Genomic DNA, 15,132 nt, shown 5'->3' on the forward strand with positions numbered 1-15,132 from the left:
ATGCGGTCGGCGCCGCGAAGGGGCCCGGGTCAGTCCTCGCCGCGGCGCGGGGCGGTGGGCGTGGAATAGCGCACCGGCTGCGCGCCGGTCACCGGGCCGATGCGCGCGGTGTCGTGCACGTAAAGGGTCACTTCGCGCTCGAACACCAGCGGGCCGTCGACCACGGCCCCCGGGCCGATGACCACGCGCGGCAGGCGCGGACCCACGCGCACCGGCATCCAGCTGCTGCCCGGCTTGCGGACCTCGATGCCGCCGCGCACGTGCGACCCGATCCCGACGGTGAGGTCGCCGTTGGCCAGGCGGACGTCGCCCGCGACCTCGGTCGCGACCAGGCCGATGGCGCCGTTGGTGGTCTCCACCGCGCCGACGCGTCCGCCGCGTTCGATGAGGATGCTGCCGTTGACGGTGCGCACGTCGCCGGCGACGTTCACGCGTTCGCCCACCCGGATGCTGCCGTTGACCGTCGACAGGCGCTCGGCGGTGACGTCGTCGCCGGCGCTGATGCTGCCGTTGGTGGTCGAGGCCGGACCCGCGGTGACCGTGTCGGCCAGTCGCACGCTGCCGTTGGTGGTGGCCAGGCGGCCGTAGTCCGCGCCGGCGGTGGTGTTGACCGCACCATTGGTGCGGACGATGTCCTCGGAGGCGCGGGCACTGGCGGGAAACAGCGCGGCCAGGACCAGGAGGAGGAAGAGCAGGGTGGCGTGGATGGCGGCCATGCGGGGAGTCTGCGCCTGCCGGGCGCTACAATGCACCTGTCCAACGTCACAGGGTCGAACGTCGTGCCTGAAGCCGCTTCCGTCCGCCGCCCGAAGCCGGTGGTGCTGCTGATCCTCGACGGCTGGGGCCACCGCGACGATCCGCGCGACAACGCCCTGGCGCTGGCCGACATCCCGAACTGGCGCCGCCTGTTCGCCGCCCGTCCGACCACCCTGGTGCACACCGAAGGTACCCATGTCGGGCTGCCCGACGGACAGATGGGCAATTCCGAGGTCGGGCACATGAACATCGGCGCCGGACGGGTGGTCTACCAGGACCTGACCCGGATCGACGCCGCGATCGCCGATGCCAGCTTCTTCGCCAACGCCGAGCTGCTGGCGGCCTGCCGCACCGCGAACGCCAGCGGCGGCACCCTGCACCTGATGGGCCTGCTGTCGCCGGGCGGCGTGCACAGCCACGAGGCGCACCTGTTCGCGATGCTGCAGCTGGCGCGGCGCGAAGGCGTGGCGCGCGTCGCCGTGCACGCCTTCACCGACGGCCGCGACATGCCGCCGCGCTCCGCGGCGCCGAGCCTGCGCGCGCTGCAGGAGGCCTGCGCCGCCGCCGGCAACGCGCGCGTCGCCAGCGTCAGCGGCCGCTATTACGCGATGGACCGCGACGGCCGCTGGGACCGCGTGCGCCGTGCCTGGGACGCGATCGTCGACGCGCAGTCCCCGCACCGTGCGCACGACGCGCTGGCCGCCCTCGATGCCGCCTATGCCCGGGGCGAGAACGACGAATTCGTCGCGCCCACGGTGATCGATGGCGCCACACCGATCGCCGATGCCGACGTGGTGGTGTTCATGAACTTCCGCGCCGACCGCGCGCGCCAGCTCACCGCGGCCTTCGTCGCGTCGGGCTTCGACGGCTTCCAGGCGCGGCGCCCTGTGCTGGCGCGCTTCACCTGCCTCACGGAATACGACGCCATGCTGCCGGCGCCGCTGGCCTTCGCGCCGGACGACCTGCGCAACACCCTGGGCGAAGTGCTCGGCGCGAACGGCATGACCCAGCTGCGCATCGCCGAGACCGAGAAGTACGCCCACGTCACCTTCTTCTTCAACGGCGGCCGCGAGGCGCCGTTCCCCGGCGAGGAGCGCATCCTGGTACCCAGCCCGCAGGTCGCGACCTACGACCTGCAGCCGGAGATGAGCTGCCCGGAAGTGACCGCGAAGCTGGTGGCGGCGATCGCGTCGGAGCGCTTCGACGCCGTGGTCTGCAACTTCGCCAATCCGGACATGGTCGGCCACACCGGCGACCTGCAGGCGGCGATCAAGGCCGTGGAAGCGGTGGACCGCGCCCTGGGCGAGGTGGCCGCGGCGGTTGCCGCGAAGGGCGGCGAACTGCTGGTCACCGCCGACCACGGCAACGTGGAGATGATGCGCGACCCCGAGACCGGCCAGCCGCACACCTCGCACACCGTCGGCCCGGTCGACCTGATCTACGTCGGCAGCCGCGAAGGCGCCACGCTGCGCACCGGCGGCGCGCTGCGCGACCTGGCGCCGACCATGCTCGACCTGCTGGGCGTTCCGAAGCCGGCGGAGATGACCGGCCGCAGCCTGCTGGCGTGACCGGCGCGGCGGCCCATCCGCGCCGCGCCGTGCGTGCTCCGGGCGCGGCGGCGCTGGCGCTGCTGGCCGCGGCGCTGGTGCTGCCCGTCGGGCCGCTCGCCGCACAGGACAGCCGCGAGGCGCAGCGCCGGCTCGAGCGCGTGAAGCGCGAACTCAACGAGGTCGGGCGCGAACGCCGCCAGCTGGAAGGCCAGCGCGGCACCGCCAGCCGGGAGCTGCGCGAGGCCGACGAGCGGGTCAACCGCAATGCCCGCGAACTGGCCGACACCGCGGCCGCGCTGGCGCGCCAGCAGCAGGCGCTGTCGGAGCTCGAAGCGCGCCGCGATGCCGCCGCCCGGGGCCTGTCGGCGCAGCGCGCCGAGCTTGCCGCGCTGCTGCGCGCGGCCTACACCGTCGGCGGCCAGGCGCCGTTGAAGCTCATGCTGTCGCAGGACGATGCCGCCGGCGCCAACCGCAGCCTGGCCTACCACGGCTACCTGCAGCGCAGCCGCAGCGCGCGCATCGCCGCGCTGTCGGCGGAGCTGTCCGGGCTGGACGACATGGAGCGCAGGATCGCCGCCGAGCGCGAGGCGCTGGCGGCCACCAGCGAGCGCCAGCGCACGCAGGCCGCGGCACTGGTGCGGGAGCGCGCCGAACGGGCCAAGGCGGTGGCCGAACTCGACGGCCGCTATCGCGACCGCAGTTCGCGCGAGAAGGCGCTGGGTGCCGATGCAAAGTCGCTGGAAGGCCTGCTTGCACGGCTGCGCGCCGCCGCCCGCCGCGCCGAGGCGGAGCGCAAGGCCGAGGCCGCGCGCCGCGCCGCCGCGGCCCGCCGCGACAGCGCGCCGCCCGCGGCCGGCACCGGGACCGGGCGCAGCCCGGTGCCCGACGCGCCGCGCGTGGCGGTGGCGCGCAGCGCCCCGGTGCAGGTGGGCGGCCTGTCCTGGCCGCTGACCGGCAGCCTGCTGGCGGGCTACGGCGGGCGCATGCCCGACGGCCGCAGCAGTTCCGGCGTGCTGGTCGCCGCCAGCGCCGGCACGCCGGTCAGGGCGGTGGCGGAGGGCACGGTGGTGTTCGCCGAGTGGATGACCGGCTACGGCCTGATCCTGATCATCGACCACGGCAACGGCTACATGAGCCTGTACGCCCACAACGACAGCCTGCTCAAGGGGCCCGGCGACCGGGTCGCCCGCGGCGACGCGGTGTCGACCGTCGGCACCTCGGGCGGACAGGGCACCGCGGCCCTGTATTTCGAGCTGCGGCGCGACGGCAAGCCGGTCGATCCCAACGCCTGGCTGCAGAAGCGCTGAACCGCGACGCGGCCGCGCCGCGCCGGGGCGGCATAATCGGGGAACCCGCGCCCGTTGGCGCAGGTCCCACACCTGCGTACCCCTGGAGTCCTGAATGCGCGCCAGCCTGTTGACGCTCGCCCTCGCCAGCCTGCTGGCCCTGCCCGTTGCCGCCCAGGAGCCGCCGCCCGCGGCGCCGACCCCGGAAGCGCCGGAGCAGGTTGACCCCGCGGACGAGGCGCCGGAGCAGCTCGACCCCGCGGACGAGGCGCCGGAGCAGCTCGGCCCTGCAGACGAGGCGCAGGGACAGGATGTCGAGCCTGCTGCGGCGGACGTCGTCGGCGAGCAGGGCGCCGCTGCCGCCGCCGACGAGGCCAACAGCGCGATCCCGCTCGACGAGATCACCCGCTTCGTCCTGGTCTTCAACGCCGTGCGCGCTGGCCACGTCGACGAGGTCAGCGACCGCGACCTGATGCAGGCCGCGATCCGCGGGCTGCTGCTCGACCTCGACCCGCACAGCGCCTACCTGCAGCGCAGCGACGCCGAGGCGTTCGAGGAGGGCACCACCGGTGCCTACGAGGGCATCGGCGTGGAAGTGATGCAGCTGCCCGACGGCAGCATGCGCGTGGTGTCGCCGATGGATGGCAGCCCGGCGCAGCGTGCCGGCATCCGCTCGGGCGACGTGATCACCGCCGTCGACGGCCAGGCGCTGACCCCCGCCAGCCACGAGGGCCGCGGTCCGCTGCGCGGACCGCCCGGAACCGAGGTCGGCGTGACCGTGCTGCGCGAAGGCGAGGCCGAGCCGCTCGAGCTGCGCGTGGCGCGCGAGGTCATCCGCACGCCCAGCGTGCGCGGCAGCATCCGCGAGCCCGGCTTCGGCTACGTGCGCATCGCCAGCTTCCAGGCCGACACCGCCACCGACTTCGCCGCAACCCTCGACCGGCTCAACGGCGAAGCCGGCGGCGAGGGCCTGCGCGGCCTGGTGGTCGACCTGCGCAGCAATCCCGGCGGCCTGTTGACCTCGGCGGTGCAGATCGCCGACGACCTGCTGGAAAGCGGCGGGATCGTCAGCACCCGCGGGCGCATCCAGGTCGGCGACACCGCGTTCAACGCGACGCCCGGCGACCGCATGCGCGGCCGGCCGGTGGTGGTGCTGGTCGACGCCGGTTCGGCCAGCGCGTCCGAGGTGGTGGCCGGCGCGCTGCGCGACAACGCGCGTGCGTGCATCGTCGGCAGCCGGACCTTCGGCAAGGGCTCGGTGCAGACCCTGCTGCCGCTCGACAACGGCGACGCGGTCAAGCTTACCACCGCGCGCTACTACACGCCGGGCGGCACCTCGATCCAGGCGCTCGGGATCGAGCCCGACCTGGTGATCGACGCCAAGGGTGCGCCGACCGCGGGCTACGCCGAATCCACTTTGCCGGGCCATCTCGCCGCCGACGGCGAGGAGGACCGCCGCCCCGGGCAGGTGCTGGACGGCGAGGAGCCGGTCAAGGCCGCCATCGGTGCGCTGCGTCGCCTGGTCCAGGGCGGACCCTGCGAACCGCCCGCGGCCCCGCCGGCCCCGGCCGCGAACCCCGCTCAGTAACCCTTCTGGCGGCGCAGCCGACGCGCGATCGCGCCGCGCGAGAACAGCGCGAACGCGACGCCGAAGGCGAAGCCGGCGATATGCGCCGACCAGGCCACGGCGCCGAAGGCCGGCCCGATGTAGGCGAACACCACCTGCAGCAGGGCCCAGATGCCGATCAGCAGCGACGCCGGGGCGCGCACGAACTCCAGGAACAGCCCCAGCGGCAGCACGACGCCGAGGTGGGCCCGCGGGAACAGCGCGAGGTAGGTGCCGATCAGCGCCGAGACCGCGCCGCTGGCACCGATCACGAAGCGGTCGGGCGCGTCGACCACCAGCACGGTGACCAGGTTGGCGACCGCGCCGCCGGCCAGGAACAGTGCCAGGATCCGCCACGAGCCGAGCATGCGCTCGGCGGGCAGGCCGAAGATCAGCAGGAACACCAGGTTGCCGAGCAGGTGCGCCCAGTCGGCGTGCACGAACAGCGCGGTCAGCAGGCGCAGTCCGCGCTCGCCGTCGCCCCACCAGTCGGCCAGCGCGTCGGGCGCCAGGCCGCCGGTCAGGGCTCCCCAGCGCGCCATCAGCGCCTGCTCGACGCTGTCGGGACGCGTGCTCGCCCACAGGTAGACGCACCACAGCGCCGCGCACAGCAGCGGCGTCGCCCAGCGGAACGCCGGACGCGCATGGGTGGGTATGGAGACGAACATGACTGCGGAAGGAAGCCGGTCGGCAGGCGTGGCCGGCCAAGATACCCGCCCGGAGGCGTGACGCGGGACACCTGTGCAACACCATCCGCCACGGTATAGTCTTCCGCCGCTTCCAAACCAACACGCCACGTCAGGAGCTTTCAAGCAATGCGCATCTCCCCCCTCTTCCAGGCTTCGGCCCTCGCGCTCGGCATCCTCGGCGCGCTGGCCCTGGCCCCGGCCCACGCCTCCGGCTTCCAGCTGAAGGAGAACAGCGTCAAGGGCCTCGGCGCCGCGTTTGCCGGTTCCGGCATCAACGAAGGCGACGCCTCGGTCGTGCTCAACAACCCGGCCGCGATGACCCGCTTCGAAGGCACGACGGTCCAGGCCGACCTGTCGGTCATCGACCTGAGCTACGAGTTCCAGGGCGAAGGCACCGATGCCTTCCGCCGTCCGCTCACCGGCGGCAACGGCGGCGACGCCGGCGACGTGACCCCGATCCCGGCGTTCTCGGTGATCCACAAGCTCGACAACGGCCTGGCGCTCGGCGCCATGGTCAGCGCGCCGTTCGGCCTGAAGACCGAGTACGAGCCCGACTGGCAGGGCCGCTACTTCGCCGACACCTCCGACGTGAAGATCATCAACCTGACCTTCTCGGCCGCCCTCGACGTCACCGACCGCTTCTCCGTGGGCCTGGGCGCGATCTACTCCAAGGCCGACGTGACCCTGTCCAAGGCCGTCGATTTCGGCACCCTGCTGTACTCCAACCCGGCCACCCGCCCGCTGCCCTTCGCCGTGCCGCAGGCGCGTGACGGCCACGCGGAAATCCAGGGCGACGACACCGGCTTCGGCTGGGTCGCCGGCTTCAGCGTGCGCCCGACCGACCGCTTCTCGGTGGGCGTGAGCTACCAGTCCGAGATCGACTACGAGCTGCGCGGCACGGCCGACTGGACCGTTCCGGGTGACGTACGCACGGTGTTCAACAGCAGCCCGGTCACCGCCCAGCTGTTCCAGGACGGTGGTGCCGGCGCCAAGCTGACCACGCCTGCGACCTTCTCGGTCGCGGCCCGCTACGACTTCACCGAACGCTTCGCGATGATGGCCAAGTGGGCCGAGACCGGCTGGTCCTCGCTGCAGGAGGTGCGCGTCGAGTTCGACGGCCCGGACGCCGACTCGGTCGAGCCCTTCGAGTGGGAGGACACGCAGTTCGCTTCGCTCGGCGCCGAGTACAAGCTCAACGACGCGTGGACCCTGCGCGGCGGTGTCGCGCTCGACGAGACCCCGACCAGCATCGAGCACCGCACGCCGCGCCTGCCCGACGCCGACCGCATGTGGTACTCGATCGGCGCCACCTGGGCGGTCAGCGATGCGCTCTCGGTGGACCTGGCCTTCACCCACCTGAAGCCGAAGGATCCCGAGGTCGACTTCACCAGCGGCGGCAGCACCATCTCCGGTCCCTACGACGGCGACGCCAACCTGTTCGGCGTGTCGGCGCAGTACCGCTTCTGATCCAACCCGGGGCGGCCCTTCGTGGGCCGCCCGCTTGGGTTGAAACAAAAGGCCCCGCATTCGCGGGGCTTTTTTTGTTGTTGCGCTGCTTGGCGGGGGAAAGCCGGCGCGTTGTTGCTCGGTCGCAGCGCTTCGACGCATGGCCTGCTGCCGCTCATGTCCCCCGATGCCGGCCCACAGGGCCGGCATCTCCTCCTTGACTTCCCGTCAGCAGGCCACGCGCCGAAGCGGTGCAGAGTCGCGGCGCGCGCCAATAGGCAACGGCGGCTGCTCGCCGGCTTTCGCTTTGCCATGCCTGCGCCCGTGTACTGCCGCTCTGCTCTGCTCTGCCTGCAGCGGCCGATAGAGTTGCGGACTGCGGTGCGATGCCTGCTGACGGGAAGTCAAGGAGGAGGCTTCGGCCGCAAGGCCGGAGCCGGGGGACATGAGCGGCAGCAGGCATCGTGCCGCAGCACCGCCAAGGGTCCCGCCGGATAGTGTTCCTCGATACGACGAAACGATGCTCTCAGTCTTGGAGGAGGGATTTTTCAAGTGATTCCCGGACGTAAGAGAAGAAGCTTGCTTTGGGTAAGTCCACGCTGCCCGTCCCGCGCACAGGGGGTGTGCTCCGCCGGCCGTCTCCGCGTCCTGCTGCCAGCGGCCGGGCGCCGGCCATCCATGGCCGGCTCTCCGCACACCCCCTGTGCGCGGGACGGGCTCCGGCCTCTATCGGCTTCGGGCCCGATAGCAATAGCGGTCGCGGCTTGCAGCGCCTTGGCTTGTCCCGCAACAGGATCGCGACAGGAGTCGGGCCCGCCGTGGAGGCAGGGGGGATGACCAGAGCCGGCCATGGATGGCCGGCGGCCGGAACTGGGAGCAGGACAGCGAAGATTCCGGCTGGGCATCCCCCCTGCGTCCGCGGCGGGCAGCGCAGCACTGCCCGCGGCGGGCAGCTTCGCACTGCAGTGCGGCCAAGGCGGCCAAGGCGGCCTGATCAGTCGCCCAACGTCAGCAGCGAAGCGTTGCCTCCGGCTGCTGTCGTGTTGATGGTCACCGTCTTCTCGGTGGCGAAACGTGGCAGGTAGTGCGGGCCGCCGGCCTTGGGGCCGGTGCCGGACAGGCCCTGGCCGCCGAAGGGCTGCACGCCGACCACCGCGCCGATCTGGTTGCGGTTGACGTAGATGTTGCCGACCTTCGCCCGCGCGACGATGCGCTCGACCGTCTGGTCGATGCGCGAGTGGATGCCGAGCGTCAGGCCGAAGCCCGACGCGTTGATCGCGTCCACCACCTGGTCGAGTTCGCTGGCCTTCCAGCGCACCACGTGCAGCGCGGGACCGAAGTTCTCGCGTTCCAGGCGGCCGATCGAGTCGATCTCCCAGGCGCGGGGAGCGAAGAAGGTGCCGTGGGTAGCGTCGTCGGGCAGCGTGGCCTGCGCGATCAGGCGGCAGCCGGCCATCTCCCCGGCGTGGTCCTCGAGCAGGCGCAGCGCATCCGCGTCGATCACCGGGCCGACGTCGGTGGCCAGGTCGCCCGGGTCGCCCACCACCAGCTCGGCCATCGCGCCGGCCAGCATGTCGACCACCTTGCCGGCGATGTCGTCCTGCACGAACAGCACGCGCGCGGCCGAGCAGCGCTGGCCGGCCGAAGTGAAGGCCGAGCCGATCGCGTCCTTGACCACCTGCTCGGGCAGCGACGACGAGTCGGCGATCAGCGCGTTCTGGCCGCCGGTCTCGGCGATCAGCACGCCGATGGCCGCGTCGCGGGCCGCGAGCGCGCGGTTGATGGCGCGCGCGGTGGCGGTCGAGCCGGTGAAGGCCACGCCGGCCACGCGCGGGTCGGCGGTCAGCGCCGCGCCGACGCTGGCGCCGTCGCCCGGCACCAGCTGCAGCACCGAAGCCGGGATGCCGGCCTCGTGCAGCAGCCGTACCGCCGCGTGCGCGACCAGGTTGGTCTGCTCGGCGGGCTTGGCGATCACGCTGTTGCCGGCCGCCAGGGCCGCGGCCACCTGGCCGCAGAAGATCGCCAGCGGGAAGTTCCACGGGCTGATGCAGACGAACACGCCGCGGCCTTCGAGCTGCAGCACGTTCGACTCGCCGGTGGGGCCGGGCAGGGCCTGGGCAGCGAACTGGCGCCGCGCCTCGCCGGCGTAGTAGCGCATGAAATCGACCGCTTCGCGCACCTCGGCGACGCCGTCGACAATCGTCTTGCCGGCTTCGCGCGTGCACATCGCGATGAACCGCGGCATCTGCCGCTCCATCACCCCGGCCGCGTGTTCCAGGATCGCGGCGCGCGATGCGGCGGGGGTCGCGTTCCAGGCCGGCTGCGCCGTGACGGCGTTGGCCAGCGCGCGCTCGACGGTGGCGGCGTCGGCGGCCTGCCAGCGACCGACCACGCGGCGGCGGTCGGCCGGATCGGTCACCTCGGCCCAGTCGGCGCGGCTGGTCGCGCCCGGCACCAGCGGCGCCGCCTGCCACTGCAGGGGTTCGTCGGCGATGGCGGCCGCGAGCGTGCGCAGGTCGTCGTCGTTGGCGAGGTTGATGCCCATGGAATTGGTCCTGTCGATGCCGAGGCTGCGGAACATGTCGGCGGGAAGCGGGATGCGCGGGTGCGGGATGGCGTCGTACGCGGACACGACCTCGACCGGGTCGCGGACCAGGTCTTCGACCGGCACGTCCTCGTCGGTGATCCGGTTGACGAAGCTGGAGTTGGCGCCGTTCTCGAGCAGGCGCCGCACGAGATACGGCAGCAGGTCCTCGTGGCTGCCCACCGGCGCGTAGACGCGGCAGGGCACGTCCAGGCGATCGGCCGGGATGACCTCGTCATACAGGTCGTCGCCCATGCCGTGCAGCTTCTGGAACTCCAGCGGGCGGCCGGCGGCCATGCGGTGCACGGCGGCGATGGTCTGCGCGTTGTGGGTGGCGAACATCGGGTACACCGCACCGCCGGCCTCGAGCAGGCGCCGCGCATTGGCCAGGTAGCTCACGTCGGTATTGGGCTTGCGGGTGAACACCGGATAGCCGGCATGGCCTTCGACCTGCGCGCGCTTCACCTCGGCGTCCCAGTAGGCGCCCTTGACCAGGCGCACCGGGATCCGCCGTCCGCCGCGGCGGGCGAGGCCGGCGATCCAGTCGATCACGAACGGCGCGCGCTTCTGGTAGGCCTGCACCACGATGCCGAAGCCGTTCCAGCCGGCCAGCGACGGGTCCGACCACGCGGCCTCGATCACGTCCAGCGACAGCTCCAGGCGGTCGGCCTCCTCGGCGTCGACGGTCAGGCCGATGCGGTGGCCCTTGGCGCGCTGGGCCAGGTCGAGCAGGCGCGGCGCGAGCTCGGCCAGCACGCGGGCGCGCTTGGCGTGCTCGTAGCGCGGGTGCAGGGCCGAGAGCTTGACCGAGATCGACGGCGCGACGATCTCGTCCGCGGCCCCGCCGGCGCTGCGGCCGATCGCGTCGATCGCGCCGCGGTAGGCCTCGAGGTAGCGATCGGCGTCGCGCCGGGTGAGCGCGGCCTCGCCCAGCATGTCGTATGAATACCGGTAGTTCGCGTTGCGGCCCTTGCGCGCGCGCGACAGCGCCTCGCCGATGGTGCGGCCCATCACGAACTGGTGGCCCATGATCTTCATCGCCTGGCGCACCGCCAGGCGGATCACCGGCTCGCCGACGCGGCCGACCAGGCGCTTGAAGGCGCCGTGCACGTCGCGCTTCGTGTCGTCGGCAAGGTCGACCAGCTGGCCGGTGAGCATCAGGCCCCAGGTCGACGCATTCACCAGCACCGATTCGGACTGGCCGACGTGGCGCTTCCAGTCGGCCTCGCCCAGCTTGTCGCGGATCAGCGCGTCGGCCGTGTCCTGGTCCGGGATGCGCAGCAGGGCTTCCGCCACGCACATCAGCAGCACGCCTTCCTCGCTGCCGAGGTCATACTGGCGCATGAAGGATTCGACCACGCCCTGGTCGCGCGCGCGCAGGCGCACGCGGCGCACGAGGTCGGCGGCGGTGGCGGCGATCGCGGCGGTGTCCGCGGGCGGCTGCCGGGCGTCCTCGAGCAGCGCCGTCACGCGCGCGGTTTCATCCGCGAGCCAGTGGCGCGTGACGGCCGCGCGCAGCGGGTCGGTCGGCGCGGGCAGGTCGCCGGGGAAGTGTCTGGTCACGGTCTTCATGCGGTGCGGGGAGAAGCGGGATTCTAGCGTTGGCGCGCGCCGGAATCGCGAAAACGCCGTGGCGGGGCACATTCTCCCTTGCCGGTCCAGTAGCCCCACGGCTACCATCGGCCCCGATCGAGCGTCCCCGGCGGGACGCGGGCGGTCCTTTCGCCAGGCCGCGATGCCGACGGGAGGGGGGCTCCCCGAAACCGGATTTCCAACAGGCGGCCGCCGGGCCGCGACGACATTTGGGGTTGCACGATGATGCAGGCGCGATTCTCACGGTGGATTCTGGCGCTCGTCGCCCTGGCGCCCATGCTGGCGTTCGCGCAGGCCGGGGATCCGTCGCGCTGGCAGCTCAACATGGGCCGCGGCGTGACCTCCACCGCGGAGAACGCGTACGAGGCCCACATGCTGGTGCTGTGGATCTGCGTGGCGATCGGCCTTGTCGTGTTCATCGCGATGGGCTACGCGATGTTCGCCTTCCGCAAGTCGAAGGGCGCCGTGGCCGCGAAGTGGAGCCACCACACCGGGCTGGAAGTGCTGTGGACGGTGATCCCGGTGATCCTGCTGGTGATCATGGCCTGGCCGGCGACCAGCAAGCTGATCGCGATGTACGACACCCGCGAGTCGGCGATGACGGTCAAGGTGACCGGCTACCAGTGGATGTGGAAGTACGACTACCTGGGCGAGGACGTCGCCATCGTCAGCCGCATCGACCGTGATCACGACCGCATCCGCCAGTCCGGCGAGCGCCCCGACCCCGCGGCCAATCCGTATTACCTGCTCGAGGTCGACAATGAACTCGTGCTGCCGGTCGACACCAAGATCCGCTTCGTGATCACCGCCGACGACGTCATCCACTCGTGGTGGGTGCCGGCGCTGGGCTGGAAGCAGGACGCGGTGCCCGGCATCGTCAACGAAGCCTGGACCGAGATCCGCGAGCCGGGCGTCTACCGCGGCCAGTGCGCGGAACTGTGCGGCAAGGACCACGCGTTCATGCCGATCGTGGTGCGCGCCGTCCCCAAGGACGAGTACGCGACCTGGCTGGCGTCGATGAAGACCGTGGACACCGGCGTGCCGAGCGAGCCGTCGCTGGTGCCGGAGGGCGGCGACGGCAACGCGCCGCGCTCCATCGACCCGGACATGATCGAAGACATCCAGGAGGGCGACGAGCCCACCGCCCCGCAGGCGCCCGCCGCCGCATCCGCCGACGCCTCCAGCGCCGCCTGACCGAACACGAAAGGCCGATCGCAATGTCCACGCACTCCACCACCGCTGCCGCTCCGCACGAGCACCACCACCACGCCCACAAGCAGGGCTTCGTCGAACGCTGGTTCTTCTCGACGAACCACAAGGACATCGGCACGCTGTACCTGCTCTTCAGCTTCACGATGTTCATCATCGGCGCGGCGATGAGCGTGGTCATCCGCCTCGAGCTGGCGGTGCCGGGCCTGCAGCACGTCAGCCCGCACTTCTTCAACCAGATGACGTCGATGCACGCGCTGGTGATGATCTTCGGCGGCGTCATGCCGGCCTTCGTCGGCCTGGCCAACTGGATGATCCCGCTGCAGATCGGCGCACCGGACATGGCGCTGCCGCGCATGAACAACTGGTCGTTCTGGATCCTCCCGTTCGCCTTCGCGATGCTGCTGCTGACCCTGTTCCTGCCGGGCGGCGCGCCGGCCGGCGGCTGGACGATGTATCCGCCGCTGTCGCTGCAGGGCGGCTCGAGCATGGCGTTCGCGATCTTCGCCATCCACATGATGGGCATCAGCTCGATCATGGGCGCGATCAACGTCATCGCCACCGTGCTCAACATGCGCGCGCCGGGCGTCGACCTGCTGAAGATGCCGATCTTCCCGTGGACCTGGCTGATCACCGCGTTCCTGCTGATCGCGGTGATGCCGGTGCTGGCGGGCGCGGTGACGATGCTGCTGACCGACAAGTTCTTCGGCACCAGCTTCTTCAACGCCGCCGGTGGCGGTGACCCGGTGATGTACCAGCACATCTTCTGGTTCTTCGGGCACCCCGAGGTCTACATCATGATCCTGCCGGCCTTCGGCGTGGTCTCGGAGATCATCCCGACCTACAGCCGCAAGCCGCTGTTCGGCTACCAGGCCATGGTCTACGCGACCGCGGCGATCGCCTTTCTGTCGTTCATCGTGTGGGCGCACCACATGTTCACGGCCGGCATGCCGCTGGGCGGCGAGATCTACTTCATGTACGCGACCATGCTGATCTCCGTGCCCACGGGCGTGAAGATCTTCAACTGGGTCAGCACGATGTGGCGCGGTTCGCTGACGTTCGAGACCCCGATGCTGTTCTCGATCGCCTTCGTGATCCTCTTCAGCATCGGTGGTTTCTCGGGCCTGATGCTCGCCATCGTGCCGGCCGACTTCCAGTACCACGACACCTACTTCGTGGTGGCGCACTTCCACTACGTGCTGGTGACGGGCTCGGTGCTGGCGCTGATCGCCGCGGTCTACTACTGGTGGCCGAAGTGGACCGGGCGCATGTACAACGAGGCCTGGGGCAAGTTCCACTTCTGGTGGACGATGGTCTTCGTCAACCTGCTGTTCTTCCCGCAGCACTTCCTCGGCCTGGCCGGCATGCCGCGCCGCATCCCGGACTACAACGTGGTGTTCGCCGACTGGAACCTGATCAGCTCGATCGGCGCCTTCGGAATGTTCGTCACGCCGTTCCTGATGTTCGGCATCCTGTACCACTCGCTGAAGAAGGGCGCCCCGGCGCCGCAGCGTCCGTGGGAAGGCGCGCGTGGCCTGGAGTGGACGGTGCCGTCGCCGGCCCCGCACCACACCTTCACCACGCCGCCGGTGATCCGCCCGGGCGACCTCGCCCACGGCGACCTGGACCCGGAAGGCCATGAGATCGAGCCCGTCAACGATGCCAGCCGCGCCTGACCAGCACGATCCCGAGCGCATCGCCGCCCAGCGGCGGCGTGCCGTGCGCCTGGCGCTGACGCTGGGCGCCGTGGCGCTCGCGATCTACATCGGCTTCATCCTGTCCGGGGTGCTGGCATCGTGAGCGGCAAGGCCGCCACGACCGCGAAGACCGCGGGCATCGGCAAGATGCTGCTCGCGGCGCTGGCCGCGTTCGCGTTCACCTTCTCGCTGGTCCCGCTGTACCGCATCGCCTGCGAGAAGGTGTTCGGCATCCGCCTCGACAACACCGCCGCCAGCGTCGACGCCGGCGCGGGCGTGGTGGCGGAGGCGCGCATGGTCACGGTGGAGTTCGACGGCGGGGTCAACTCGTCGCTGCCGTGGTCGTTCCGCCCCAACCAGGCGCGGATGCAGGTGCAGGTCGGCCAGCAGTACGAGACCACCTACTACGCGCACAACGACGGCGACCGCGCGATCGTCGGCACCGCCACGCCCTCGGTGGCGCCGGCGCGCGCGTCGGGCTACTTCGCCAAGACCGAGTGCTTCTGCTTCACCGCGCAGACCCTGGCCGCGGGCGAGACCCGCGACATGCCGGTGCGCTTCATCATCGACCCGTCGCTTCCCGCCGACGTCAAGACGATCACCCTGTCCTACACTTTCTTCAAGAACGACGTCCTGACCGAACGCGAACAGCAGTCCGCCGCGGTCGGTGCGTCGTCCAACGTGCCCTACGCGGCACCCTGACCCGGCAACGACGG

The 15,132-nt window shown here is 71.4% G+C and carries 11 protein-coding genes; 8 read left to right on the forward strand and 3 right to left on the reverse strand.

All coding sequences use genetic code 11. The annotated features are described in order from the left end of the window. Nucleotides 1-29: 29 nt before the first annotated feature. On the reverse strand, nucleotides 30-716 hold the full coding sequence (locus JG616_RS11180) for a hypothetical protein (RefSeq protein WP_199363357.1): 687 nt from the start codon (nucleotides 714-716) through the stop codon (nucleotides 30-32). 63 nt (nucleotides 717-779) lie between these two features. Between JG616_RS11180 and gpmI the strand changes: the two genes are divergently transcribed. From gpmI to JG616_RS11195, 3 genes are all read left to right on the forward strand, one after another. Next, complete coding sequence (gene gpmI / locus JG616_RS11185) at nucleotides 780-2,324, forward strand: 2,3-bisphosphoglycerate-independent phosphoglycerate mutase (RefSeq protein ID WP_343225013.1); 1,545 nt, start codon at nucleotides 780-782, stop codon at nucleotides 2,322-2,324. Next, a complete protein-coding gene (locus JG616_RS11190) occupies nucleotides 2,321-3,613 on the forward strand; it encodes a peptidoglycan DD-metalloendopeptidase family protein (protein WP_343225014.1) in 1,293 nt (430 codons plus the stop codon). Before gpmI ends, JG616_RS11190 begins: the two co-directional genes overlap by 4 nt. A 94-nt stretch (nucleotides 3,614-3,707) precedes the next feature. After that, nucleotides 3,708-5,180, forward strand: a complete 1,473-nt coding sequence (locus JG616_RS11195) for a S41 family peptidase (protein ID WP_199392606.1) — start codon at nucleotides 3,708-3,710, stop codon at nucleotides 5,178-5,180. Here the strand turns inward: JG616_RS11195 and JG616_RS11200 are convergent. Continuing rightward, the gene (locus JG616_RS11200; protein WP_199363394.1) at nucleotides 5,174-5,866 is read right to left on the reverse strand and encodes a rhomboid family intramembrane serine protease; all 693 of its coding nucleotides are present in this window, start codon (nucleotides 5,864-5,866) and stop codon (nucleotides 5,174-5,176) included. The genes JG616_RS11195 and JG616_RS11200 overlap by 7 nt on opposite strands. A gap of 147 nt (nucleotides 5,867-6,013) precedes the next feature. On the opposite strand from JG616_RS11200, the gene JG616_RS11205 reads away from it, so the two are divergent. Next, the gene (locus tag JG616_RS11205; protein WP_199363393.1) at nucleotides 6,014-7,354 is read left to right on the forward strand and encodes a porin; all 1,341 of its coding nucleotides are present in this window, start codon (nucleotides 6,014-6,016) and stop codon (nucleotides 7,352-7,354) included. Between the two features lie 973 nt (nucleotides 7,355-8,327). Here JG616_RS11205 and putA read toward each other — a convergent pair. Next, the gene (gene putA, locus JG616_RS11210; RefSeq protein ID WP_343225015.1) at nucleotides 8,328-11,480 is read right to left on the reverse strand and encodes a bifunctional proline dehydrogenase/L-glutamate gamma-semialdehyde dehydrogenase PutA; all 3,153 of its coding nucleotides are present in this window, start codon (nucleotides 11,478-11,480) and stop codon (nucleotides 8,328-8,330) included. A 252-nt stretch (nucleotides 11,481-11,732) separates the two neighbouring features. Between putA and coxB the strand changes: the two genes are divergently transcribed. The 4 genes from coxB to JG616_RS11230 are packed head-to-tail and all read left to right on the forward strand — an operon-like array spanning nucleotide 11,733 to nucleotide 15,118. After that, the gene (coxB, locus tag JG616_RS11215) at nucleotides 11,733-12,704 is read left to right on the forward strand and encodes a cytochrome c oxidase subunit II (protein ID WP_199392608.1); all 972 of its coding nucleotides are present in this window, start codon (nucleotides 11,733-11,735) and stop codon (nucleotides 12,702-12,704) included. 23 nt (nucleotides 12,705-12,727) lie between these two features. Beyond that, nucleotides 12,728-14,395, forward strand: a complete 1,668-nt coding sequence (gene ctaD / locus JG616_RS11220; RefSeq protein WP_199392609.1) for a cytochrome c oxidase subunit I — start codon at nucleotides 12,728-12,730, stop codon at nucleotides 14,393-14,395. Beyond that, a complete protein-coding gene (locus JG616_RS11225) occupies nucleotides 14,379-14,519 on the forward strand; it encodes a hypothetical protein (RefSeq protein ID WP_199363138.1) in 141 nt (46 codons plus the stop codon). The genes ctaD and JG616_RS11225 overlap by 17 nt, the downstream gene beginning before the upstream one ends. Further along, nucleotides 14,516-15,118: a cytochrome c oxidase assembly protein gene (locus tag JG616_RS11230; protein ID WP_199392610.1), complete on the forward strand. Its 603-nt coding sequence runs from the start codon at nucleotides 14,516-14,518 to the stop codon at nucleotides 15,116-15,118. The genes JG616_RS11225 and JG616_RS11230 overlap by 4 nt, the downstream gene beginning before the upstream one ends. The last annotated feature ends 14 nt before the right edge of the window (nucleotides 15,119-15,132 follow it).

Origin of the sequence: Luteimonas sp. MC1895 (assembly GCF_016457215.1) — a bacterium.
Classification (GTDB): Bacteria; Pseudomonadota; Gammaproteobacteria; order Xanthomonadales; family Xanthomonadaceae; genus Luteimonas.

Coding starts and splice junctions, on each gene's coding strand:
- coxB (WP_199392608.1), top strand. CDS start 11,733: ATGATGCAGGCGCGATTCTCACGGTGGATTCTGGCGCTCGTCGCCCTG.
- ctaD (WP_199392609.1), top strand. CDS start 12,728: ATGTCCACGCACTCCACCACCGCTGCCGCTCCGCACGAGCACCACCAC.
- JG616_RS11195 (WP_199392606.1), top strand. CDS start 3,708: ATGCGCGCCAGCCTGTTGACGCTCGCCCTCGCCAGCCTGCTGGCCCTG.
- JG616_RS11225 (WP_199363138.1), top strand. CDS start 14,379: ATGCCAGCCGCGCCTGACCAGCACGATCCCGAGCGCATCGCCGCCCAG.
- JG616_RS11180 (WP_199363357.1), bottom strand. CDS start 716: ATGGCCGCCATCCACGCCACCCTGCTCTTCCTCCTCCTGGTCCTGGCC.
- JG616_RS11200 (WP_199363394.1), bottom strand. CDS start 5,866: ATGTTCGTCTCCATACCCACCCATGCGCGTCCGGCGTTCCGCTGGGCG.
- JG616_RS11205 (WP_199363393.1), top strand. CDS start 6,014: ATGCGCATCTCCCCCCTCTTCCAGGCTTCGGCCCTCGCGCTCGGCATC.